Origin of the sequence: Streptomyces nodosus (genome assembly GCF_008704995.1) — a bacterium.
GTDB classification, from domain to species: domain Bacteria; phylum Actinomycetota; class Actinomycetes; order Streptomycetales; family Streptomycetaceae; genus Streptomyces; species Streptomyces nodosus.
On record NZ_CP023747.1, the window covers coordinates 2,562,227 to 2,585,048 of the forward strand.

At 70.6% G+C, this 22,822-nt stretch carries 22 protein-coding genes; 11 read left to right on the forward strand and 11 right to left on the reverse strand.

Annotated features, from left to right (window positions below; translation table 11 throughout):
• Nucleotides 1–113: 113 nt before the first annotated feature.
• Nucleotides 114–1,064 (reverse strand): intradiol ring-cleavage dioxygenase, encoded by a 951-nt coding sequence (locus tag CP978_RS11665; RefSeq protein ID WP_043440067.1) that lies wholly within the window; start codon nt 1,062–1,064, stop codon nt 114–116.
• A gap of 94 nt (nt 1,065–1,158) precedes the next feature.
• Nucleotides 1,159–1,569, reverse strand: a complete 411-nt coding sequence (locus tag CP978_RS11670; RefSeq protein WP_043440069.1) for a gamma-glutamylcyclotransferase family protein — start codon at nt 1,567–1,569, stop codon at nt 1,159–1,161.
• A gap of 386 nt (nt 1,570–1,955) precedes the next feature.
• Here CP978_RS11670 and CP978_RS11675 point away from each other — a divergent pair, with 386 nt between their 5' ends.
• Together CP978_RS11675 and CP978_RS11680 are read left to right on the forward strand one after the other, a co-directional pair.
• A complete protein-coding gene (locus CP978_RS11675; RefSeq protein WP_043440070.1) occupies nt 1,956–2,480 on the forward strand; it encodes a hypothetical protein in 525 nt (174 codons plus the stop codon).
• Nucleotides 2,481–2,624: 144 nt separating this feature from the next.
• The gene (locus tag CP978_RS11680) at nt 2,625–3,263 is read left to right on the forward strand and encodes a class F sortase (RefSeq protein WP_043440071.1); all 639 of its coding nucleotides are present in this window, start codon (nt 2,625–2,627) and stop codon (nt 3,261–3,263) included.
• A 24-nt stretch (nt 3,264–3,287) separates the two neighbouring features.
• On the opposite strand, the gene CP978_RS11685 is transcribed toward CP978_RS11680, so the two are convergent.
• Nucleotides 3,288–4,070 (reverse strand): sulfite exporter TauE/SafE family protein, encoded by a 783-nt coding sequence (locus tag CP978_RS11685; protein ID WP_043440073.1) that lies wholly within the window; start codon nt 4,068–4,070, stop codon nt 3,288–3,290.
• A 204-nt stretch (nt 4,071–4,274) separates the two neighbouring features.
• Complete coding sequence (gene ppdK, locus CP978_RS11690; RefSeq protein ID WP_043440075.1) at nt 4,275–7,016, reverse strand: pyruvate, phosphate dikinase; 2,742 nt, start codon at nt 7,014–7,016, stop codon at nt 4,275–4,277.
• A gap of 612 nt (nt 7,017–7,628) precedes the next feature.
• On the opposite strand from ppdK, the gene CP978_RS36385 reads away from it, so the two are divergent.
• Entirely contained in the window at nt 7,629–10,313 is a 2,685-nt protein-coding gene (locus CP978_RS36385) for an alkaline phosphatase family protein (RefSeq protein ID WP_407083913.1), read from the forward strand.
• Nucleotides 10,314–10,359: 46 nt separating this feature from the next.
• Here CP978_RS36385 and dusB read toward each other — a convergent pair whose 3' ends face one another.
• Nucleotides 10,360–11,511 carry a tRNA dihydrouridine synthase DusB gene (dusB, locus tag CP978_RS11700; RefSeq protein ID WP_043440076.1) on the reverse strand — a complete coding sequence of 384 codons (1,152 nt, stop codon included), beginning with the start codon at nt 11,509–11,511 and terminating at the stop codon, nt 10,360–10,362.
• Between the two features lie 96 nt (nt 11,512–11,607).
• Between dusB and CP978_RS11705 the strand changes: the two genes are divergently transcribed.
• Entirely contained in the window at nt 11,608–13,059 is a 1,452-nt protein-coding gene (locus tag CP978_RS11705) for an MFS transporter (RefSeq protein WP_043440077.1), read from the forward strand.
• 163 nt (nt 13,060–13,222) lie between these two features.
• Nucleotides 13,223–13,819 carry an ALF repeat-containing protein gene (locus tag CP978_RS11710; RefSeq protein WP_043440078.1) on the forward strand — a complete coding sequence of 199 codons (597 nt, stop codon included), beginning with the start codon at nt 13,223–13,225 and terminating at the stop codon, nt 13,817–13,819.
• A gap of 197 nt (nt 13,820–14,016) precedes the next feature.
• On the opposite strand, the gene CP978_RS11715 is transcribed toward CP978_RS11710, so the two are convergent.
• Nucleotides 14,017–15,399 (reverse strand): glycine--tRNA ligase, encoded by a 1,383-nt coding sequence (locus CP978_RS11715; RefSeq protein WP_043440080.1) that lies wholly within the window; start codon nt 15,397–15,399, stop codon nt 14,017–14,019.
• Nucleotides 15,400–15,619: 220 nt separating this feature from the next.
• On the opposite strand from CP978_RS11715, the gene CP978_RS11720 reads away from it, so the two are divergent.
• The 4 genes from CP978_RS11720 to CP978_RS11735 all read left to right on the forward strand — a co-directional run bounded on the left by CP978_RS11720 (nt 15,620) and on the right by CP978_RS11735 (nt 18,770).
• Nucleotides 15,620–16,585 carry a metal ABC transporter substrate-binding protein gene (locus CP978_RS11720; protein WP_043440081.1) on the forward strand — a complete coding sequence of 322 codons (966 nt, stop codon included), beginning with the start codon at nt 15,620–15,622 and terminating at the stop codon, nt 16,583–16,585.
• Nucleotides 16,586–16,604: 19 nt separating this feature from the next.
• Entirely contained in the window at nt 16,605–17,393 is a 789-nt protein-coding gene (locus CP978_RS11725) for a metal ABC transporter ATP-binding protein (protein ID WP_043440082.1), read from the forward strand.
• Nucleotides 17,393–18,289, forward strand: coding sequence for a metal ABC transporter permease (locus CP978_RS11730; protein WP_043440083.1), 897 nt, complete (start codon nt 17,393–17,395; stop codon nt 18,287–18,289). Before CP978_RS11725 ends, CP978_RS11730 begins: the two co-directional genes overlap by 1 nt.
• Nucleotides 18,290–18,353: 64 nt before the next feature.
• Nucleotides 18,354–18,770 (forward strand): Fur family transcriptional regulator, encoded by a 417-nt coding sequence (locus tag CP978_RS11735; RefSeq protein ID WP_043440085.1) that lies wholly within the window; start codon nt 18,354–18,356, stop codon nt 18,768–18,770.
• Between the two features lie 43 nt (nt 18,771–18,813).
• On the opposite strand, the gene CP978_RS11740 is transcribed toward CP978_RS11735, so the two are convergent.
• The 5 genes from CP978_RS11740 to CP978_RS11760 form a co-directional block, all read right to left on the reverse strand.
• On the reverse strand, nt 18,814–19,353 hold the full coding sequence (locus CP978_RS11740) for a YcxB family protein (protein ID WP_043440087.1): 540 nt from the start codon (nt 19,351–19,353) through the stop codon (nt 18,814–18,816).
• Between the two features lie 69 nt (nt 19,354–19,422).
• Entirely contained in the window at nt 19,423–20,259 is an 837-nt protein-coding gene (locus CP978_RS11745) for an isoprenyl transferase (RefSeq protein ID WP_043440089.1), read from the reverse strand.
• Nucleotides 20,260–20,292: 33 nt separating this feature from the next.
• On the reverse strand, nt 20,293–21,039 hold the full coding sequence (gene recO, locus CP978_RS11750; RefSeq protein ID WP_043440090.1) for a DNA repair protein RecO: 747 nt from the start codon (nt 21,037–21,039) through the stop codon (nt 20,293–20,295).
• 73 nt (nt 21,040–21,112) lie between these two features.
• A complete protein-coding gene (locus CP978_RS11755; RefSeq protein ID WP_043440091.1) occupies nt 21,113–21,331 on the reverse strand; it encodes a hypothetical protein in 219 nt (72 codons plus the stop codon).
• On the reverse strand, nt 21,331–21,579 hold the full coding sequence (locus tag CP978_RS11760) for a hypothetical protein (RefSeq protein ID WP_043440092.1): 249 nt from the start codon (nt 21,577–21,579) through the stop codon (nt 21,331–21,333). Before CP978_RS11760 ends, CP978_RS11755 begins: the two co-directional genes overlap by 1 nt.
• A 116-nt stretch (nt 21,580–21,695) precedes the next feature.
• Here CP978_RS11760 and CP978_RS11765 point away from each other — a divergent pair, with 116 nt between their 5' ends.
• Both CP978_RS11765 and CP978_RS11770 read left to right on the forward strand, forming a co-directional pair.
• Complete coding sequence (locus CP978_RS11765; protein WP_043440093.1) at nt 21,696–22,529, forward strand: helix-turn-helix domain-containing protein; 834 nt, start codon at nt 21,696–21,698, stop codon at nt 22,527–22,529.
• Entirely contained in the window at nt 22,511–22,783 is a 273-nt protein-coding gene (locus CP978_RS11770) for a DUF397 domain-containing protein (RefSeq protein WP_043440094.1), read from the forward strand. The genes CP978_RS11765 and CP978_RS11770 overlap by 19 nt, the downstream gene beginning before the upstream one ends.
• The last annotated feature ends 39 nt before the right edge of the window (nt 22,784–22,822 follow it).

A 22,822-nucleotide genomic window follows, 5' to 3' on the forward strand; every position in this document is an offset into this window, starting at 1 on the left:
CCTTCCGGCAACGCGGCGAGCGTGCGTGCCGGGCGCCGCCCGCCGGGCCCCACTTTTGTTCGGAGCTCTGAGCCCGGGGCACACGGACCGGCCCCACCGACCGCCGGGGCAGGTCAGGGAGTGGCCGGCCGGGAGGCGCTCGCCGCGTCGTCCGGCGAGCCGTACGGGGAGACGCTCGCCTCGTCGTACGGCGGCCTGAGGCTCGTCGACGACGAAGGGGACGACGGGTCCGCCGACGGGAGGCCCTCGTCGTCCGACGACGACGCGATGTTCTCCCGCGTCGGATCGACCCCGACGGTCAGGCTCGCCACGAGCCCCCGGTCCGCGTTCCCGGTGACCCGCATCAGTCCGTCCCGTTCGCCGCCCCCGCGGTACACCCGGTCCCGCGCGAGCCGGCCTCGGGTGCCGCGGTGCTCGGTGTACGGGGCCTTGGCGTACACCTCGTCGGCGTAGCGGTCGTCGAAGAAGAGCTGCCCCGTCCAGTTGGCCCGGCCGCCCTCGAAGCTGCGGCCGGTCCTGCTGACACCGGTGTGCACCTTGACGTAGAGGTGCGGGGCGCGCGACTTGTACCAGCCGGGGAAGATCGTGGTGAACTCGGCGACACCGTCGGCGCCGGTGGTCTGACAACCGCGCAGACAGGTCGCGGGGTTCGCGCCGGCGGTGTCGGCGGCGGGCACCCTGCCGCCCGGGTGCAGTGCCGTGTAGCCGGAGAAGTAACCCCAGGCGTCGGGCTGCCAGATCTCCACGAGTGCGCCCTTCAGGGGGCCACAGGTGTGGGGGTGGTCGCGCACGGTCAGCCGTACCGTGAGCGGGACGCCCTTTCTGCCCTCGGTGATGTCCCTGCGGAAGAGCGCGCCCGCCAGATAGTAGGGACCCTCCGTGGTGCTCGGGGCGAGCACGCACAGTTGGCCGTCGGGGGCGGCGTTCGACGCAGCGTCCGGTGCCGGGGCGCGGGAGCCGCGGCGCGGGGCGGAGCAGGAGGCGAGGCCGAGGCCCAGCAGGGCGCCCGTCGCGGCGCCGCCCAGCGCCAGGGCGCGGCGCCGGGTGATTGCGCTGTCGGTCATGGCCGGGACCCTAGGGGTGCGGGCCGCGCGCCGGGCGGGGGCGCACGGGGTGGTCGCCCGCACGAGCGACACGGCGGCCCGGGCCCGGTGAGGTTCAGCGGCGGGCGAGCCAGTCCCCGCCCTCGATCGGCCTGCCGTCCGCGCGCAGCCGGGCCGCGACCACGGGTCCGGCGACATACACCCAGGCCCGTACGGTCCTGCCGTCGGCGGTCGTCACCTCCCGGTCCACCCGCTCGTAGAGGCTGCGGGGATCGCCCGGCACATACTCCTCCAACCGGTCGAGGTCGGCGAGCAGTTCCGGGTACGCCTCGGGCAGCGCGGTGACGATCTCGCCGCTGACCGTGCCCCGGCCCTGCTCCACGGCGTAGGGGTAGCCGGGTCCGGCGTACAGCACGGCGCCGGTCAGCAGTCCGGGCTCCTCGGAGCGGACCCGGCCGCGCAGAAAGAGGTCATGGTTGTGCTCGCCCGGGCGCAGTGTCCCGTACACGAAGAAGGGCAGTCTCATCGGTCCGCCCCTCCGCCGGTCACGGCGGTACGCCTGGTCACAGCGGTGCACCGGTCGGCCGTCGCCACGTTCGTCTCCCTCCCGGGTTCCCTGTCGAAGCATCGCAGATCGATTCCGGCGGACCGGACGCCCTCACCCGTTCGTCCTCGGCCGCCGGATCTTCGGGGATTCTTCCCCGCCACTCCCGTCGTACGCCGCTGACCTGCCGGAACGTCAACACCTCCGGCCCGTGGGGCGCCCCGGCCGGCACCCGTTCACCGTATTTCTGACGCCCCGTCAGAGAGCGGGTGGGGGCGAGCGGCGCTTGTCTCGACAGTGCAGGGCACGGCCGAGGCAGCGGCACACTGGGGGTGCCGCGGGTCGTGCCTTCTCGGAGGAGCACCGCGATGCGACGAACGGCACGCCTGCTGACAGGTCCCGCGCTCGCCGTCGTCGTCGCGTGCCTCACCGCCGTCCCCGCGTACGGCGACGACACCCGGAGCCTCCGGGTCCTCCCCTCGGCCGTGGTGCCGGGGACCGAGGTCACCGTCGGCACGGCCGTCTGCGGGGCGAACGGCTCCGCGGTGGGCGACGCCTCCGCGGTCGGCGCCGGCACCTTCCTGCTGGCGCCCGGCGCCCAGGAGCAGAACGCGACCGGGCGGTTCCGGGTGCCGTCGGGCGCGCAGCCGGGGACGTACGAGATCGTCGCCAGATGCTCCGCCGGCCGGCACACCTCGGTGACGGGCGATCTGACGGTCTCCCTGACCCCGATCAAGGATCCGGCGCTTCCGCGAGGAAGCATGAAGACGGGGGTCGGCGGCGTACTCGGCCCCGACCCCGTGAAGACCGCGGCCGGAGTGACGGCGCTCGCCGTCGCGGCCGCGGGCGGTACCTGGCTCCTGCATCGCCGGGCGAGAGGCGACAGGATCTGACGGACACCCCTCCGCGGTCCGTCCCGCCGGTACCGCCGTCCCGCTCCCCCTCCGGGTCCGACGCCCCTCGCGGCCCGGAGGGGGCACGGGCTCCCGGCGTCCACGACGACAGCCGGTTCCCGGCGTCCACGCAGGAGGTTCGAGGTGCGCAAGGTCGGCAGGTCCGGAGCGGTCGGCGACGCCGCGATAGCGTCCGTCACGGTGATAGCCCTCTGTACCGGTATAGGGCTGCTGCGCAGCGCCTCCGAGATACGGACGCCGCCCCAGCCGACGGCCGCCCAGGCGTCCTCGGGCACCGGCCCCGACCGGTCCGGCGCCCGCGCGCTGCCGCCCTCGCCGCCGGACCGCATACGCATCCCCTCGATCCGTGTCGACGCCCCCCTGACGGGTCTGCGTCTGGACTCCGCCGGCCGCCTGGAGGCGCCGCCCGCGTCCCGGAAGAACCTGGCCGGCTGGTACGAGGCCGGCACCGCGCCCGGCGCGACGGGCACCGCGGTCGTCGCCGGCCATGTGGACAACTCGGCGGGCCCGGCCGTCTTCTACGACCTGGGCGCGCTGCGGAAGGGCAGCACCATCGAGGTGCACCGCCGGGACCGCTCGACGGCCGTCTTCACGGTGTATGCGGTCGAGGTCTTCGCGGACAAGGACTTCCCCGACCGGAAGGTGTACGGGAAGGCGGACCGCCCCGAGCTGCGGGTGATCACCTGCGGGGGCGGCTATTCGCGCAGAACGGGCTACCTGGGAAATGTGGTGGTCTTCGCGCACCTCACCGGCAGCCGCTGATCCGTCGCGTGCTCCGCGGTCCGCTCAGGCCACCCACTGCTGGTAGGCGAGGTTCACCACCAGGGCGAAGACCACCGTGAGCAGCACGATCCGGACGAATCCGCTGCCCTTCTTCAGCGCGGTGCGCGCGCCGACCATGCCGCCCGCCAGGTTGAACACGGCCATCAGCGCGGCCAGTTGCCAGAAGACCGTGCCCTGCCAGGCGAAGGTGGCGAGGGCGCCGACATTGGTGCAGCAGTTGACGATCTTGGCGGTGGCGGAGGCGGACACCAGGTCGAGATGGAGGATCGCGGTCAGCGCCAGGACCAGGAAGGTGCCGGTGCCGGGCCCGATGAGCCCGTCGTAGAAGCCGATGCCGAGGCCCGCGAGCCCGATCGCGGCGAGCACCCGGCGCGCGGAGACCGGTCCGGACGGGGCCACGGTGCCGAAGGCGGGCCGCAGCAGCACAAAGGCGCCGACACCGAGCAGCACCACCATGACGACCGGCTTGAGGACGTCCGTGCTCAGTCCCACGGCGACGAACGCCCCGGCCATGGACCCCACGAGCGCCGCCAGCCCGATCCGTACGGCCGTTCTCACATCCACCGGCGTACTGCGGACATAGGTCACGGCCGCACCTGTCGTGCCCACGATCGCGACGGCCTTGTTGGTGCCGAGCGCATAAGCGCCCGGGGTGTTGCCGGGCAGCCCGAGCAGCAGGGCGGGGAGCAGCAGCAGTCCCCCGCCGCCCACCACGGCATCGATCCAGCCCGCCCCCAGAGCGGCGAGGCACAGGACGACGACCATGGTCAGGGATATGTCCGGCATGATCGCGACTCTAAGGACACGATGATTGCATCGTCCACGAAATTGAGGTTCTTCAGAGATTCCCCTCACCCCGCGACGATTCCCCTCCCCCGCGACGGCGAAGGGGCGGCATCCCCGCACGGGTGCCGCCCCTTCCTCCGTGAGCCGGAGTCCTTGTCGCATCGGTCGTGAGGGTCGGGGACCACGACAAGGACTCCGGGGTCTTCAGCGGTGGTCGCTGCCCCCCGACTGGGAGGCCGCCCGGCCCGCCTCGAGCCGGGCCACCGGGATCCGGAAGGGCGAGCAGGACACATAGTCCAGCCCCACCTCGTGGAAGAAGTGCACCGACTCCGGGTCGCCGCCGTGCTCACCGCAGACGCCGAGCTTGAGGTCGGGGCGGGTGGCACGGCCGGCCTCGACGGCGGACGCCACCAGGGAGCCGACGCCGTCCCGGTCGATCGTCTCGAACGGGCTGACGCCGAAGATGCCCTTCTCCAGGTACGCGGTGAAGAAGCTGGCCTCCACATCGTCCCGGCTGAAGCCCCACACCGTCTGGGTGAGGTCGTTGGTGCCGAAGGAGAAGAACTCGGCCGCCTCGGCGATCTGCCCGGCCGTCAGCGCCGCACGGGGCAGCTCGATCATGGTGCCGATCGCCAGCTTCAGCGAGGTGCCCGAGGCCGCCTCGACCTCGGCGACGACCCGGTCGGCCTCCTCGCGCACGATCTCCAGCTCCTGGACCGTGCCGACGAGCGGGATCATGATCTCGGCGCGCGGGTCGCCCTTGGCGGCCTTGCGCTCGGCCGCCGCCTCGGCGATGGCCCGCACCTGCATGGTGAACAGGCCCGGGATGACCAGTCCGAGGCGCACCCCGCGCAGACCCAGCATCGGGTTCTGCTCGTGCAGCCGGTGCACCGCCTGGAGCAGCCGCAGCTCGTTCTCGTGCGGCTCCTGACGGGACTCGGCCAGGGCCACGCGCACCGACAGCTCGGTGATGTCGGGCAGGAACTCGTGCAGCGGCGGGTCCAGCAGACGGACCGTCACCGGGAGTCCGTCCATCGCCTCGAAGAGCTCGACGAAGTCCTTCTTCTGCAGCGGGAGCAGCTGCTTCAGGGACTCCTCGCGCTCGGCCCCGGTGTCCGCGAGGATCAGCCGCTCGACCAGCTCGCGACGGTCGCCGAGGAACATGTGCTCGGTGCGGCACAGTCCGATGCCCTGGGCGCCGAAGCGCCGCGCCCGCAGCGCGTCCTCGGCGTTGTCGGCGTTGGCCCGTACCCGCAGGCGCCGCTTGCGGTCGGCGAACGCCATGATCCGGTGCACGGCCTCGACCAGCTCGTCGGCGTCGTCGGCACCGGCGTGCATCCGGCCCTCGAAGTACTCCACGACCGGGGAGGGAACCACCGGGACCTCGCCCAGGTAGACCTTGCCGGACGAGCCGTCGATGGAGATGAGGTCGCCCTCCTCCACCACCTGCCCGCCGGGCACGGTCATCCGCCGGCGCTTGGTGTCGACCTCCAGCTCCTCGGCACCGCACACACAGGTCTTGCCCATGCCACGGGCGACCACGGCCGCATGGGAGGTCTTGCCGCCGCGCGAGGTCAGGATGCCCTCGGCCGCGATCATGCCGTCCAGGTCGTCCGGGTTGGTCTCGCGGCGCACCAGGATGACCTTCTCACCCGAGCGCGACCACTTCACCGCGGTGTACGAGTCGAAGACCGCCTTGCCCACCGCCGCGCCCGGGGAGGCCGCGATGCCCCGGCCGACCTGCTCGACCTTGGCCTGCTCGTCGAAGCGCGGGAACATCAGCTGGGCGAGCTGGGCGCCGGTCACCCGCTGCAGCGCCTCCGCCTCGTCGATCAGCCCCTGGTCCACCAGCTGGGTGGCGATCCGGAAGGCCGCGCCCGCGGTGCGCTTGCCGACCCGGGTCTGGAGCATCCACAGATGGCCGCGCTCGATGGTGAACTCGATGTCGCAGAGGTCCTTGTAGTGGTTCTCCAGGATCTCCATGATCTGCATCAGCCGGTCGTAGGAGTTCTTGTCGATCCGCTCCAGCTCCGCGAGCGGGACCGTGTTGCGGATGCCCGCGACCACGTCCTCGCCCTGCGCGTTCTGGAGGTAGTCGCCGTAGACGCCCTGGTAGCCGGAGGCCGGGTCACGGGTGAACGCGACTCCGGTGCCCGAGTCGGGGCCCAGGTTGCCGAAGACCATCGAGCAGATGTTCACGGCCGTGCCCAGGTCGTGCGGGATGCGCTCCTGGCGGCGGTAGAGCTTGGCGCGGTCGCCGTTCCAGGACTCGAAGACCGCCTTGATGGCGAGGTCCATCTGCTCCCGGGGGTCCTGAGGGAAGTCGCGCCCGGCCTCGGTCTTGACGATCTTCTTGAACTTGGTGACCAGCTTCTTGAGGTCGCCGGCCTCCAATTCGGTGTCGACCGCGACCTTCTTGGCCGTCTTGGCCGCCTCGAGCGCGTCCTCGAAGAGCTCGCCGTCGACGCCGAGCACGGTCTTGCCGAACATCTGGATGAGACGGCGGTACGAGTCCCAGGCGAAGCGCTCCTCGCCGGCCTGCTTCGCCAGACCCTGGACGGACTTGTCGGACAGACCGATGTTCAGGACCGTGTCCATCATGCCGGGCATCGAGAACTTGGCACCGGAGCGCACGGACACCAGGAGGGGGTCGTCGGCCTGGCCGAGCTTCTTGCCCATCCGCTGCTCCAGCGCGGCGAGGTGCGCACTCACCTCGTCACGCAGCGCCGAGGGCTCTTCGCCGCTCCCCAGGTAGACCTTGCAGGCCTCCGTGCTGATGGTGAAGCCCGGAGGGACGGGGAGGCCGAGGTTGGTCATCTCGGCGAGGTTCGCGCCCTTGCCACCGAGGAGGTCCTTGAGGTCCTTGTTGCCTTCGGTGAAGTCATAAACGAACTTCACGCCCTCGCCGCCGTTCTGCGTGACTTGAGGATCTTTGTTTTCCGACACGGTCTCGACTCCTCGAGGACGTGGTGGCTGCCCTGACGGCGAGGAACATACCCAGATCGAAGGAGTCTGGGTACGTCCACTTGCGCGCCATGCGCCTGTAACCACTCGTCCGCCACTGGATCGAAAGTCAAGGGTCGGCAACTCCTCGCGGCCGGATGTTTTCACTTCTTGAACGCGACAGTGCTCTCAAGTCAAGGGTAACGCTCACATGAGCGGGATTCCATACACTTGATTTCGCCCGCTGAACGGATGAGGTACGGCACTGAGTGCCAGCCCTTGGAGAAGTGCAGACGGTAAAAAATCGCTCATCTGAGCGGTAGCCCTATCAAGGGTGGCGAGAATCACGCCCTCGAAGGGCCCCGTTTTCACCATGCGGACGGACATACGGACGTGCGTGCGGGCACCCGCGGTCTCGAAGGGACGACGGCACGGGGTGCCGGGCCGGATGGTCAAAAGCACGCCATGGCGAAGTTTGCCGGGTGTTTGCCCGGTGCCGGGGCTCCGCCTTGAACGCGCCCGAGCGAGCACTCGTACGGGATGGCGGCGGGCCCCGGACTCCCCCGGTCGGGGCCCGTCCTCCAGCACGGTCTGCGCAACGGAAGGACCTTCGGGTTGCCTCTCAACACACGCTCACCACAGACGACGGACAAGGCTGGGGAGGCCACGGGCGAGGACCTGCCGACGGAGGAGGAACGGCAGACCCCGGATCCGGAGGGCACACCGGCCGACGCCGACACCGAGGCATCCACGCCGACCGCCTCCGCCCCCGACACGGAACCCGTCCCCGCACCGGGCACGGTGCCGCACCCGAGGCCTTCGGCGGAGGGCGCCGCGGGGCCCGAGTCGGCCTCCGGCACGGCAGACCACGATCCGGCCTCCGGTACGGCGGAGCCCGAGGCGTGCTCCGGCACCATGGAGCCCGAGGCGAGCTCCGGGACAACGGGCCGCGGCCCGAGGCCCCTCACGGCGGATTCCGAGGGCGGCCCCGTCACCGCGAAGCCCGAGGCCACGTCCGCCGTCGCAGAGCCCACGTCGGGCACCGGCGCCACGGAAACCGGATCAGCGTCCGGTGCTACGGGCCCCGGCCCGGCCTCCGATCCTGCGGAGCCCGAGGCGACCCCCGGTGTCACGGACCACAGCCCGGCCCCCGGTACTCCCGAGCCCGAGCCCGAGTCCACATCCGATGCCCCGAAGGCCGAGCCCGGGTCGGAGCCCGAGCCCGAGTCCGGGTCGGAGCCCGAGGCCAAGTCCCATACGGAGCCTGAACCTGGGCCGGAGCCCGCGTCCGAGTCCATATCCAACGCCCCGAAGGCCGGGCCGGAGGCGGAGCCCGAGCCGGAGCACGCCCTGGCGGCGCAGGTCTCCGGAGGGGACTCCGTAGCCGAACACGGACCGGAGGGCGCAGGACCGGCGCCCGGCGGCCGGGCGATATCCGCCGCCACCGAGAGCGCGGGCCCGGCCGGCACCGACGACAGGCCCCCCGCCCCGGAAGCCGACCGCACCGACTCCGCCCCGGACCCGACGTCCGACCCCGCACCGGCCCCGGCCCCCACCGCCGAGGTGGACGCAGCCCCGGATCCCCGACCGGCCGCGGCACCCGCCACCGAGCAGACCGCGACACCGCGCCCCCGGCTGTCGCGGCTACGGGACTGGGGGGAGGCGCACCCGCGCGCCGCCCGGGTTCCCGGTATCGCCGTCACCGTGCTCGCCGGGGCCTTCGTCGTCGCCGCGCTGCTGCTGCCGAGCAAGCCCGAGAGCCTGAAGTTCGCCGCGTTCACCCGGCTGCCGATGGAGGCGCTGACCTTCGCCGTGCTCCTGGCCGTGCTCCCCCGGCGGCCACGGCTGACGGCCACCTGGATCGGCGGGATCACCCTCGGGGTGCTGACCCTGCTCAATCTGCTGGACATCGGCTTCCAGGAATACCTCGGCCGCGGCTTCGACGTGATCCTCGACTGGCCCCTGTTCCCCGACGGCTACTCCTACCTCGAGGACACCCTGGGCGGGACGGGCGCCGTGGGCGCGCTGGTGGCGGTGCTCGTGATCGCGGCCGCCCTGCTCCTCGTCCCCGTGCTCGCCCTCGTCCGGCTCGGCGGGCTGATGGCCCGGCATCGCGCCACCACCACCCGTACCGTCCTGGTCCTGAGCCTGGCGTGGATGATCTGCACGGCCCTCGGCCTCCGGATCGACGGGGTGCCGGTGGCCGCCGAGCGCACCGTCCACACGGTGCAGGCCCGCAACGACAGCATCCGCGAGACCCTGCGGGACGAGCAGGAGTTCGCCCGCACCGCCGGGGTGGACGCCTTCGGCGGCACCCCGGGCTCCGAGCTGGTGCCCGATCTGCGCGGCAAGGACATGATCTTCACCTTCATCGAGAGCTACGGCCGCACCGCGCTCGAGGACCCGGAGATCGCCCCCGGTGTCGAACAGACGCTCGCCGACAGCACCAAGGCCCTCACCGAGGCGGGCTTCCAGGCCAAGAGCGGCTGGCTGACCTCGGCGACGTACGGCGCCGGAAGCTGGCTCGGCCACTCCACGTTCCTGTCGGGCCTCTGGGTCGACAACCAGAGCCGCTATCGCACCGTCACCACGAGCGACCGTCTCACCCTCACCAAGGCCTTCCAGAAGACGGGCGACTGGGACACCGTCGGGGTCATGCCCGGGGTGCAGAAGGGCTGGCCGGAGCAGAGGTTCCACGGCCTGGACAAGGTCTACAACGCCTTCCAACTGGGCTACCAGGGCCCGAAGTTCAGCTGGTCCACCATGCCCGACCAGTACACCCTGGAGGCCTACCAGCAGCTGGAGCACAGCAAGAAGCGCGACAAGCCGCTGATGTCGGAGATCATCCTGACCTCCAGCCACCAGCCCTGGGCGCCCATCCCGAAGATGGTCGGCTGGGACGAGCTGGGCAACGGCTCGGTGTTCGACGCCATCGAGAAGGCGGGCAGCGACCCCAAGGACGTCATCGCCGACAGCACCCTGTCGAAGGAGGGGTACGGCCAGTCGATCCAGTACTCGCTCACCAGCCTGACCCAGTTCCTGGAGCGCTACGGCACCGACGACACGGTCCTCGTCTTCCTCGGTGACCACCAGCCGATCTCCCGGGTCAGCGGCGACCACGCCAGCCGTGATGTGCCGTGCACCGTGGTCGCCAAGGACCCCGCGGTGCTCGACAAGATCGCCGACTGGGGCTGGTCGGACGGCCTGCGGCCCGCGCAGGACGCCCCGGTGTGGAAGATGAGCTCCTTCCGCGACCGCTTTCTGACGGCCTACGGCTCCACCCCGCACCCGAAGAGCTGACCCCGGCGCCCGCGGCGAAGGGCTGACCCCGGCGCGGGCGCCCGGGTCAGCCCCCGGAGGTGTCCAGTTCCGCGTCCTCGCCGACCCCCGCGCAGTCGTACGGGTCCTTCAGCCAGCCGTCCGGCAGCACCACCCGGTTGTTGCCGGACGTACGGCCGCGGGGCCCGTCGGCGCCGGCGGGCCACGGCTGGTCGAGGTCCAACTGATCGAGACCGGCCCGCAGTTCCTCCAGCGAGGAGGTGATCGCCAGCCGCTTGCGCATCTCCGAGCCGACCGCGAAGCCCTTCAGATACCAGGCGACATGCTTGCGGAAGTCGATGACCCCGCGGGACTCGTCGCCGATCCACTCTCCCAGCAGCGTGGCGTGCCGGACCATGACGTCCGCGACCTCGCGCAGGGACGGACGGGCGAGGTCCTCCACCCGCCCCTCGAAGGCCGCCACCAGATCGGCGAACAGCCAGGGCCGCCCCAGACAGCCGCGGCCCACGACCACTCCGTCGCAGCCCGTCTCCCGCACCATCCGCAGCGCGTCCTCGGCGGACCAGATGTCGCCGTTGCCGAGCACCGGGATCTCCGGGACATGCTCCTTCAGCCGCGCGATGGCGTCCCAGTCCGCGGTGCCGCCGTAGTGCTGGGCGGCCGTGCGGCCGTGCAGGGCGATGGCGGTGACGCCCTCCTCCACGGCGATCCGCCCGGCGTCCAGATAAGTGATGTGGTCGTCGTCGATGCCCTTGCGCATCTTCATGGTGACCGGCAGATCACCGGCGCCGCTGACGGCCTCGCGCAGGATCGCCCGCAGCAGATTCCGCTTGTACGGGAGGGCGGAGCCGCCGCCCTTGCGGGTCACCTTGGGCACCGGGCAGCCGAAGTTCAGGTCGATGTGGTCGGCCAGATCCTCCTCCGCGATCATGCGGACGGCCTTGCCGACGGTCGCCGGGTCCACGCCGTACAGCTGGATCGAGCGAGGACGCTCGGTCGCGTCGAACCTGATCAGCTGCATGGTCTTGTCATTGCGCTCGACCAGCGCCCGGGTCGTGATCATCTCGCTCACGAAGAGCCCCTTGCCACCGCTGAACTCCCGGCACAGCGTCCGGAAGGGAGCGTTGGTGATCCCGGCCATGGGTGCGAGCACCACGGGCGGCTGGACGGAGTGCGGGCCGATCCGCAGCGTCGTCGGGTTCATCGGGGGCGTGGACATTCCCCCATTGTCCCGTACGCCGAGGGGTACCCGGCCCCCGAATTCCCGGAAGTCATTAGTTAACCGCACTATCGACACCGGCGTACGATGGAACGCATGCCCGAGCCCAGCCGTCGACGACGTCTTCTTGTGCTCGCGATCTGCTGTATGAGCCTGCTGATCGTCAGCCTCGACAACACCGTTTTGAACGTCGCGTTGCCCTCGATGCAGAAGGAGCTGCACGCGAGTGTGGCGGGCCTGCAGTGGACGATCGACGCCTACACGGTGGTCCTGGCGACGCTGCTGATGCTCGCGGGCTCCACCGCCGACCGGATCGGCCGCAAACGCGTCTTCATGGCCGGTCTCGCCGTCTTCAGCATCGGTTCGCTGCTGTGTTCCCTCGCCCCCAGCCTGGAGGCGCTGGTGGCGTTCCGCATGGTGCAGGCGGTGGGCGGTTCGATGCTCAACCCGGTCGCCATGTCGATCATCACCAACACCTTCACCGACAGCCGTGAGCGAGCCCGTGCGATCGGGGCGTGGGGCGCCGTGGTCGGCATCTCCATGGCCGCCGGGCCGCTGGTCGGCGGGCTGCTGGTGGAGTCGGTCGGCTGGCGCTCGATCTTCTGGATCAATCTGCCGATAGGCGCGGCCGCACTGCTGCTCACCCTCCGCTGCATCCCCGAGTCCCGCGCCCCCAAGGCCCGCCGCCCGGACCCGGTCGGCCAGCTGCTGGTGATCGCCCTGTTCGGCTCCCTGACCTACGCGATCATCGAGGCCCCGGAGGCCGGCCTCAGCACGGTGGTGCCCTTCGCGGCGGTCGCGCTGCTGGCCCTGCTCGGCCTGCTCTGGTACGAGCCCCGGCGCGACGAACCCCTCATCGACCTGCGCTTCTTCCACTCGGCGCCGTTCAGCGGCGCCACCGTGATCGCGATCAGCGCGTTCGCGGCCCTGGGCGGCTTTCTGTTCCTGTCCACGCTGTATCTGCAGAACGTACGCGGTCTCGACGCCCTGCACGCGGGCCTGTGGATGATCCCGATGGCGGCCCCGACCTTTCTGTGCGCGCCCCTGTCCGGCCGTCTGGTCGGCAGCCGGGGGCCACGCCTGCCGTTGCTGATCGCGGGCTGTGCGATCACCGTCAGCGCGCTGCTGTTCGCGGCCTTCCAGGCGGAGACCTCCGACGCCACGCTGCTGCTCGGCTACATCCTGTTCGGCGTGGGCTTCGGCTTCGTCAACGCCCCCATCACCAACACCGCCGTCTCCGGCATGCCCCGCGCCCAGGCCGGAGTCGCCGCCGCGGTCGCCTCCACCAGCCGCCAGCTCGGCCAGACCCTGGGCGTGGCGGTGATCGGCGCGGTGCTGGCCTCGGGCGTGACCGCGTCCTCGTACCGGGACACCTTTGTGGCCGCCGCCCGCCCGGGCTGGTGGATCCTCGTGGTCTGCGGGGCCCTGGTCCTGACCCTGGGCGCGCTGACCACCGGCCGCTGGGGCCGCAGGACCGCCGACCGCACGGCGGACCGCCTCCAGGAGGCCGAGATCCGGGACGCGGCAGGCGTCGGCGCAGCCCACTGACACCGGGGCCGTGGCCTGCCCGGCGGACCCTGGTGCGCCCCGACCGCCTAGGTGTAGGCGGCAACGACCGTGGCGGAAGACTGCCGACACCGGGCAATGATTCGGCGGGGCGCCGCGGGGAGGATCGGTCGCACCGACAGATCGACCACGGAGGCACACTCCCATGAGACCGACGCGTGCGGCCCTGCTCGTCGCGGCCACCGCCCTGGCACCCGCTCTCCTGCTGACCTCCCCGGCATTCGCCGCCGGCTCGACGGCCACGACGACCACGGCCGTGGCGTCCGCCTCCGGAACGCCGGTGGACGAGATGTCCCTGGACGACCTCCGCGTCGAGGTCTTCCGCATCCTGGGGAACAAGAACTCCGGCCGGGCCGTCGTCCGGGAGGCCACCAAGGCGCTCGAGGCCGACACCCCGGACGCCCTGCGCGCCTTCCTCGAAACCGGCTACCGCCTCGCACAGGCCGAAGACGACCGCGTCGCGATCTTCCGCATCCTCGCCGACAAGAACTCCGGCACCGGCGTCATCCGAGAAGCCACCAAGGCCCTCGAAACCGACACCCCGGACGCCCTCCGCGCCTTCCTCGAGACCGGCTACCGCCTCGCACAGGCCGAAGACGACCGCGTCGCGATCTTCCGCATCCTCGCCGACCCGGCCTCCAGCGACGCCCTCCGCAGGGCGGCCACCGACGCCCTCACCGCCGGTACACCGGAGGACCTGCGGTACTTCCTGGAAGTCGGGCGGTACGAGGTGAAGGGCTAGGGCCCACTGGATCCGTGGCCGACGCATCCCAGCGCTACCCGAACCGGTCGTCGAAGAGCGGGGGTCGACCGTCCCGGCGGGGGGCGGGGACGGCGAACGCCGGGTGGGCCGGAGTGATCCGGACCGCCCGGCGTTCGGGGGTTCCCGGGCCCGGGGGGGGTAGGCCCCCGGGCCCCGTGCGCGACCGCGCGGAGTGGCTAGCAGCCGATGAGCCGGCCGGCCAGGTAGCCCTCGATCTGGTCCAGCGAGACGCGCTCCTGCTTCATGGAGTCACGCTCGCGCACCGTCACCGCGTTGTCGTCCAGCGTGTCGAAGTCGACCGTGACGCAGTACGGCGTGCCGATCTCGTCCTGGCGGCGGTAGCGGCGGCCGATGGCGCCCGCGTCGTCGAACTCGATGTTCCAGTGCTGGCGGAGCGCCTGGGCCAGGCCCTTGGCCTTCGGGGACAGCTCCGGGTTGCGGGACAGCGGGAGCACCGCGACCTTCACGGGGGCCAGGCGCGGGTCGAGACGCAGCACCGTGCGCTTCTCCATCTTGCCCTTGGCGTTCGGCGCCTCGTCCTCGACATAGGCGTCGAGGAGGAAGGCCAGCATCGTCCGGCCGACACCGGCCGCCGGCTCGATGACGTACGGCGTCCAGCGCTCGCCGGCCTCCTGGTCGAAGTAGGAGAGGTCCTGGCCGGAGGCCGTGCCGTGCGCGGAGAGGTCGTAGTCCGTGCGGTTGGCGACGCCCTCCAGCTCGCCCCACTCCGAGCCGCCGAACTGGAAGCGGTACTCGATGTCGGCCGTGCGCTTGGAGTAGTGGGAGAGCTTCTCCTTGGCGTGCTCGTACCAGCGCATGTTCTCCTCGCGCAGGCCGAGGCCGGTGTACCAGTTCCAGCGCTCCTGCATCCAGTACTCCTGCCACTTCTCGTCCTCGCCCGGCTTGACGAAGAACTCCATCTCCATCTGCTCGAACTCGCGGGTGCGGAAGATGAAGTTGCCCGGCGTGATCTCGTTGCGGAAGGACTTGCCCATCTGGGCGATGCCGAAGGGCGGCTTACGACGCGAAGTCTGCTGGACCTGGGCGAAGTTGGTGAAGATGCCCTGCGCGGTCTCGGGACGCAGGTAGGCGACCGAGCCGCTGTCCTGGGTCGGGCCGAGGTGGGTGGAGAGCAGGCCCGAGAACTGCTTGGGCTCGGTGAACTGCCCCTTGTTGCCGCAGTGCGGGCAGTTGACGTCCGCCAGGCCGTTCTCCGGCAGACGGCCGTGCTTGGCCTCGTAGGCCTCCTCCAGGTGGTCGGCGCGGAAGCGCTTGTGGCAGGAGGTGCACTCGGTGAGCGGGTCGGTGAAGGTGGCGACGTGGCCGGAGGCCACCCAGACCTCGGTCGCCAGGATCACCGACGAGTCGATACCCACGACGTCCTCGCGCGACGTCACCATGTAACGCCACCACTGACGCTTGATGTTCTCCTTGAGCTCGACACCCAGCGGCCCGTAGTCCCAGGCGGCACGCTGACCGCCGTAGATCTCGCTGCAGGGGAATACGAAGCCACGGCGCTTGCTCAGGCTGACGATGGTGTCGATCTTGTCGGCGGCCACGGTGCTCTCTTCATTACGACGACGGACGACGAAGCGACTGCTTCAGAGCGTTGCTTCAGAGCGAATGCTTCAGGTTACCGGCGAGGGCTCCCCTTCAATCAAATCAGTACGGCTCCCAAGTCGGGCCCCCGGGCTCGCTGATGATCACGAACGCGCTCGGCGGGCCTCCGAACCGGGAGCTTGTTGACAACGGTTTCCATATTTGATGAAAATGACTGTCATGAACGTACGACGACGCCTGATATCCACCGCCGCCCTGACCGGGGTCACGGCACTGACCCTCACCGCGACCTCCGCCTGCTCCTCCGAGACGGCAGCCGGTGCCAAGGGCGGCAGCGGCACCCTCGACGTCGTCGCGTCCTTCTACCCGATGGCCTTCCTCGCCGAGCAGATCGGCGGGAAGCACGTCCATGTCACCAGTCTCACCCGGCCCGGCCAGGAGCCGCACGACCTGGAGATCAGCGGCCAGCAGATCGTCCAGCTCGAGAAGTCCGACGCGGTGCTCTACCTCAAGGACCTCCAGCCCTCCGTCGACAAGGCGGTGGAGCAGTCCGGGGTCAAGACGAAGATCGACGCCGCCTCCCTGACCACCCTGGAGGAGCACGGCAACGAGGTCGGCGGCCACGCGGCGGCCCACGACACCCACCAGGGCGAGGAAGAGGGCGGCAAGGACCCCCACATCTGGCTGGACCCGGTGAAGTACGCCGAGGTCGCCAAGGGCGTCGGCACGGCCTTCGAGAAGGCGGACCCGGACCACGCCGACACCTACCGCAAGAACACCGACGCGCTGGTCAAGAAGCTCGACGACCTGAACGTCCAGTACACCGAGGGCCTGAAGAACACCAAGGACAAGGTGTTCATCACCACTCACGCCGCCTTCGGCTACCTCGCCGAGCGCTACGGGCTCACCGAGGAGGCCATCAGCGGCCTCGACCCCGATTCCGAGCCCAGCGCCGCCCGCGTCAAGGACCTTGAGAAGATGGCTGAGGCCGACGGTGTCTCCACGGTCTTCTACGAGACGCTCGTCAGCGACAAGACCGCGAAGACCATCGCCAAGGACGCCGGCCTGAAGACGGACGTCCTCGACCCGATCGAGGGCATCGTCAAGGAGTCCCGCGGCCAGGACTACTTCCAGGTCATGGAGTCCAACCTCAAGGCCCTCCAGACGGCCCTGGGAGCCAAGTGATCCACCGGAGGATGCAGGCATGAGCGAGGCCGTCATAGCGCTGCGCGGGGTCCGCGCCGAGCTCGGTTCACGCCCCGTCCTGCGCGGCATCGACCTCACCGTGCACCGCGGTGAGGTCGTCGCGCTGCTCGGCGCCAACGGCTCCGGCAAGTCGACCGTCGTACGCACCGTCATCGGCCAGGTGCCGGTCGGCGCCGGCGAGGTCGAGCTGTTCGGCACCCCCCGGCGGCGGTTCCGCGACTGGCGGCGCGTCGGGTATGTGCCGCAGCGCACCACGGCCGGGGGCGGGGTGCCCGCCACCGTGACCGAGGTGGTCACCTCCGGCCGGCTCTCCCGGGCCCGCCTCGGCGTCCTGCGCAGGGCCGACCACCGGGCCGTACGGCACGCCCTGGAGCTGGTCGGCATGGCCGACCGGGCCAAGGACTCCGTCGACGCGCTCTCCGGCGGCCAGCACCAGCGGGTGCTGATCGCCCGTGCCCTCGCCTCCGAGCCCGAGCTGCTGATCATGGACGAGCCGATGGCGGGCGTCGACCTGGCCAGCCAGGAGGTACTGGCGCGGACGCTGGAGCGCCAGGTGGCGTCGGGCGCGACCGTCCTGCTGGTGCTCCATGAGCTGGGCCCCCTGGAACCGCTGATCGACCGGGCGGTGGTGCTGCGCGACGGCCTCGTGGTGCACGACGGCCCGCCCCCGAAGGCCGTGGGCGAGCACGCCCTCCCCGGCCACGACCATGTACACCCGCACGACGACGTACACCCGCACGGCGCGGCGGCGGGCACCGGACCGACCCGTACGGGACTGCTGAGCTGATGGACTTCCTGAACTACGCCTTCATGCAGCGGGCCCTGCTCGCCGCCGTCCTGGTCGGCATCACCGCGCCCGCCGTCGGCATCTATCTGGTCCAGCGCCGCCAGGCCCTGATGGGCGACGGCATCGGTCATGTGGCGATGACCGGTGTCGGTCTCGGGTTTCTGCTGTCGACCTCCCCGGTGTGGATGGCGACGGCCGTCTCCGTCCTCGGCGCGGTCCTGATGGAACTGATCCGCTGGTACGGCCGGACCCGCGGCGACATCGCCCTCGCCATGCTGTTCTACGGCGGCATGGCCGGCGGTGTCATGTTCATCAACCTCGCGCCGGGCGGCTCCAACGCGAATCTGATGTCGTACCTGTTCGGCTCGCTGTCCACGGTGTCGGAGTCGGACGTCATGGCGATCTGCCTGCTGGCGGCCTTCGTCGTGCTGGTCACCCTGGGGCTGCGCCGCCCGCTCTTCGCGGTCAGCCACGACGAGGAGTTCGCCCGGGTGACCGGCCTGCCGGTGCGGGCGCTGAACCTGCTGACGGCGATCACGGCGGCGGCGACCGTGACGGTCGCGATGCGGGTGGTGGGCCTGCTGCTGGTCTCCGCCCTGATGGTCGTCCCGGTGGCCGCGGCACAGCAGCTGAGCCGCAGCTTCGCGGCGACCTTCGCGATCGCCGTCGCCATCGGCGTGACCGTGACCCTCACCGGCACGATCACCTCGTACTACCGGGACGTGCCGCCCGGCGCCACGATCGTCCTGCTGACGATCGCCGTCTTCATCGTCCTCACGGGGCTGGCGACACCACTGGCCCGGCGACGGGCGCGGGCGCTGGCCGCGGCCCAGGAGGCCGGGGACCCACCGGAGTATGCGATTCCGGCCACCCGGGCGGCGACCGACGAGGGCTGAATCTGACTGTGTGCGGCCCGGGCTGGCACAATGGCCCGGCAGCCGCAGACGTGAGGAGGCAACGGTGACGACCGCCGGTCCGCCCGTACGTGGACGATCCACCCGCCAGCGTGCCGCCGTAGCGGCGGCGCTCGACGAGGTCGACGAGTTCCGCAGTGCGCAGGAACTGCACGACATGCTCAAGCACAAGGGCGACTCGGTGGGCCTGACCACCGTCTACCGCACGCTCCAGTCCCTCGCCGACGCGGGCGAGGTCGATGTGCTCCGCACCTCCGACGGCGAGTCGGTGTACCGCCGCTGCTCGACCGGGGAGCACCACCACCATCTGGTCTGCCGCGTCTGCGGCAAGGCGGTCGAGGTGGAGGGCCCCGCGGTGGAGAAGTGGGCGGAGGCCGTCGCCGCGGAGCACGGCTATGTCGGCGTCGCCCACACGGTGGAGATCTTCGGCACCTGCGCGGAGTGCGCGGCGGCAGGGAACTGAACGGCGTCCGTGCGCCCGGACGATCCGCCCGGGCGCACGGAGGTCAGACGCGCGGCAGGCTGCCGTCCAGCAGGGTCCGCAGCCGGTCCACGTCCTCCGGAGTGCTCGCGCCCCGCTTGACCAGCACCGCGGCGCAGGCCCCGATGCGGTCGGGGCTGCGGAGCACGAAGCACTGCTCGGTCTCGGCGTAGCTGCCGTAGTTGGCCCATCCCAGACGTATGTCGGCATGGGCGCTCACCGTCCGCATCCCCTGCTCGCCCACGGTCACCCGCATCACGCCGTGGTGCTGGTTGGCCCTCAGCAGCTGCCGGGCCGTTATCCCGGGCACTCGGGCCATCAGCACCGGCCAGACCACGAACATCCCCCCGAAGACGAAGAAGACGGGGTCGTCCTGGAGCACGCCCGACGCGAACACCGCGGCCCCCAGCAGCCCGACGCAGACCAGGAAGACCGGGCGGTGGATAAGGCCGGCCCGGCCCCGCTTGCGCAGCATCAGCCGCACGGCGTCCGTCAGTTCGTCCTGCCGGTACTCGTACTCCAGCACGACCTCGGTCGCGCGCTGTTCCACCGTCTGTTCCGTCACGGCCCCTCCCCAGGATTGTGGTGACGAGCCGTGAGCGTAACCGCCGCAGGTGACAGCGCGTGGCCGGGGCTACTCCTCCTGCTTGCCCTCCATGGCCAGCAGTTCCTCGTTCGGGATCGCCCCGCCGAAGCGGCGGTCCCGGGAGGCGAACTCCAGACACGCCCGCCACAGGTCCCGGCGGTCGAAGTCGGGCCAGAGGACGTCCTGGAACACCATCTCCGCGTAGGCGCTCTGCCAGAGCAGATAGTTGGAGGTGCGCTGCTCGCCGCTGGGGCGCAGGAACATGTCCACATCCGGCATGTCCGGGTAGTAGAGGTACTTCGCCAGGGTCTTCTCGCTGACCTTCGACGGGTCCAGCTTCCCGGCCTTCACATCCTCGGCCAGGGCCTGTGCCGCGTCCGCGATCTCGGCACGGCCGCCGTAGTTCATGCAGAAGTACAGCGTGATCCGGTCGTTGTCCTTGGTCTGCTCCTGGGCGATCTGGAGCTCCTGGGCCACCGACTTCCACAGCCTGGGCATCCGGCCCACCCAGCGCACCCGGACCCCGAGGGCGTCGAGCTGGTCGCGGGACTTGCGGATGAAGTCACGGTTGAAGTTCATCAGGAAGCGCACCTCTTCGGGCGAGCGCTTCCAGTTCTCGGTGGAGAAGGCGTACAGAGAGATGTTCTCCACGCCGATCTCGATCCCGCCCTGGAGCACGTCCAGCACCCGCTCGGCGCCGACCTTGTGCCCCTCGGTGCGCGGCAGGCCCCGCTCCTTGGCCCACCGCCCGTTCCCGTCCATCACGATCGCCACATGGGTGGGGACCAGTTCGCCCGGGAGCTTCGGCGGGCGGGCTCCGGACAGGTGCGGCTCCGGAGTCTGGTAGTCACGGCGCTGACGCCCCAGGAACCCGCGTACGGCCATGTGCTTCTCGTCTCCCTCGAAGTGCTGTCGCTCTTACTGTTCCACGTACCGAAGCGAGCGCAGTCCGCGCTCCAGGTGCCAGTGCAGATACGCCGACACCAGTCCGCTGCCCTCCCGGACGTACCGCGGCTCGCACGCGTCCGCGGTCTCCCAGTCTCCCGTCAGCAGCGCGCCGAGCAGTTCCAGGGCGCGTGGCGAGGGTACGACGCTGCCGGGCACCCGGCAGTCGCCGCACACGGCCCCGCCCGAGGCCACCGAGAAGAACCGGCTGGGTCCGGGCATGCCGCACTTGGCGCAGTCGCCGAAGCTGGGCGCATAGCCGTTGACGGCGAGGGACCGCAGCAGAAAGGCGTCGAGGACGAGATGCGGCGCGTGCTCACCGCGGGCGAGGGTCCGCAGCCCGCCGACGAGCAGCAGATACTGCTGGACGGCCGGCTCCCCCTCGTGATCGGTGAACCGCTCGGCGGTCTCCAGCATGGCGGTCCCCGCGGTGTAGCGCGCGTAGTCCGTCACGATGGTGCCGCCGTACGCGGCGATGGTCTCGCTCTGGGTGCACAGCGGCAGCCCGCGCCCCACCAGCTCGCTCCCGCGCGCGAAGAACTGCACGTCCACGTGCGAGAACGGCTCCAGCCTGGCCCCGAACTTCGACTTGGTCCGCCGCACCCCCCGGGCCACGGCACGGACCCGTCCGTGCCCCCGGGTGAGCAGCGTGATGATCCGGTCCGCCTCACCCAGCTTCTGGGTGCGCAGCACGATGCCGTCGTCGCGGAACAGACTCATGGACCCCATTCTCGCCCACGCCGGGAACTGCCCGGGGCCGCGCCCCGGCTCCCGGGGCGCGTGCCACCGCGCCTCAGAGCACCTCGCCGCGGCTGCGGGCGTTGGCGTACGCGGTCGCCGCGCTCAGCCGCTCCGACGGGGTCGCGGGGCGCACGGCCTCCGGCTCCACGTCCCACTCGCGGCCCCCGCCGTACGGGCGCAGCTGCACATACGGCCCCTCGTGCCCCATCACCACGCCCACCCTGCCGGAGCGGACGTCCACCGCATGGGAACCGATCGGCGGCTTCTGCATCACGCCCCCGCGGGCCGCTGCGCCCGCAGGGCCGCCGTGAGCCGGGTGGCGACGTCGACGGAACACCCGCCCAGTTCCACCAGCGGACAGGGCGCCTCACGTGCGAGGCTCACCGGGTCGAGCCTGAGGGACGGCAGGATCACCCCGGCCTCCGCGAGCGCCGCCCGCAATTCCTTCACTGTCTCCTCCGCCTCTTCGACGCAGCGCGCCGAGTGTCGTCCTCCACATGATACCGGTCCTGCCGCCACGGTGCTCCCCTTCCCACTCCACTTTTACCCTTCGCATCCTTATGGTGACTCTCCGCATCTACACTTGGCAGCCATCTGTCTCCTACAAGCACGAAGCAGCAGAGGGGCGTTGAGTCATGGCCAACGGTTCACGCCAGGCGGCATGGGAGTTCTTCGGCGCGGAGCTGAAGCGGCGGCGGGAGGATCAGGGCCTCACCCAGGTGGAGCTGGGCACCCGGGTCTTCGTCTCCGGCGGCTATATCGGCCAGTTCGAACAGGCCATCAGAAAACCCCAGTTGGACGTGGCCCAGCGGATCGACGAGGTTCTTGGAACCTCGGGCTTCTTCGAGCGCACCTGGCGCAAGCTGATCGACGACACGCGGTACGCGGACTACTTCGCGGCGGTGGTGGAGCTGGAGCGGACGGCGACGAAGATCTGCGAGTTCGCACCCACGTTGGTGCCGGGGTTGCTGCAGACGGCGGAGTACACCCGGGCGGTGACGCTGGCGACGAGCCCTTTCGCCGCCGACGAGTACATCGATGAGAAGGTCTCGGCTCGCATGGAGCGGGCACAGATCCTCAGCAATGCCACAAGGCCGGAGTACTGGACGATCTTGCACGAGAACGTGGTGCGCATTCCGGTCGGGGGATACGAGGTGATGGCCGACCAGTTGGAGCACGTTCTTACCCTGGCAGGCGAACGGAAGATGCTGGTCACGGTCATCCCGCACTCGGCAGGCGCTTACGCCGCCATGGCGGGGATGATCACGCTGATGGAGTTCGATGACGCCCCGCCAACTGCCTATACAGAAGCGGTGTATTCGGGGAATCTGCTCGACGATCCGGCCCTGGTGAAGCGGATGCGTGCGACATACGATCTACTCAGGGTCGCCGCGCTGTCGCCGAAGGCGTCCCTCTCTCTGATCGAGTCGGCGGCGGAGGACTTCAGACGATGCGAGGGTACGACCTGAGCAACGCCCGCTGGCGCAAGAGCAGCCACAGCGATGGCAATGGCGGAAGCTGCGTCGAAGTTGCCTATGACTTCCCCGGCGCCGCGCGCTGGCGCAAAAGCACATACAGCAATGGCGAGGGTGGCGACTGCGTCGAAGTAGCCGACGGAGTCCCCGGCGTCGTCCCCGTCCGGGACAGCAAGATGCCCGATGGTGCCGTGGTGGTCTTCGGCTCGGTGGCGTGGACGGAGTTCATCGGGGCCGTGGGGCTGTGAAGGCCCTGCGGGGCCCGGTCAGGACCCCGCAGAACCCTG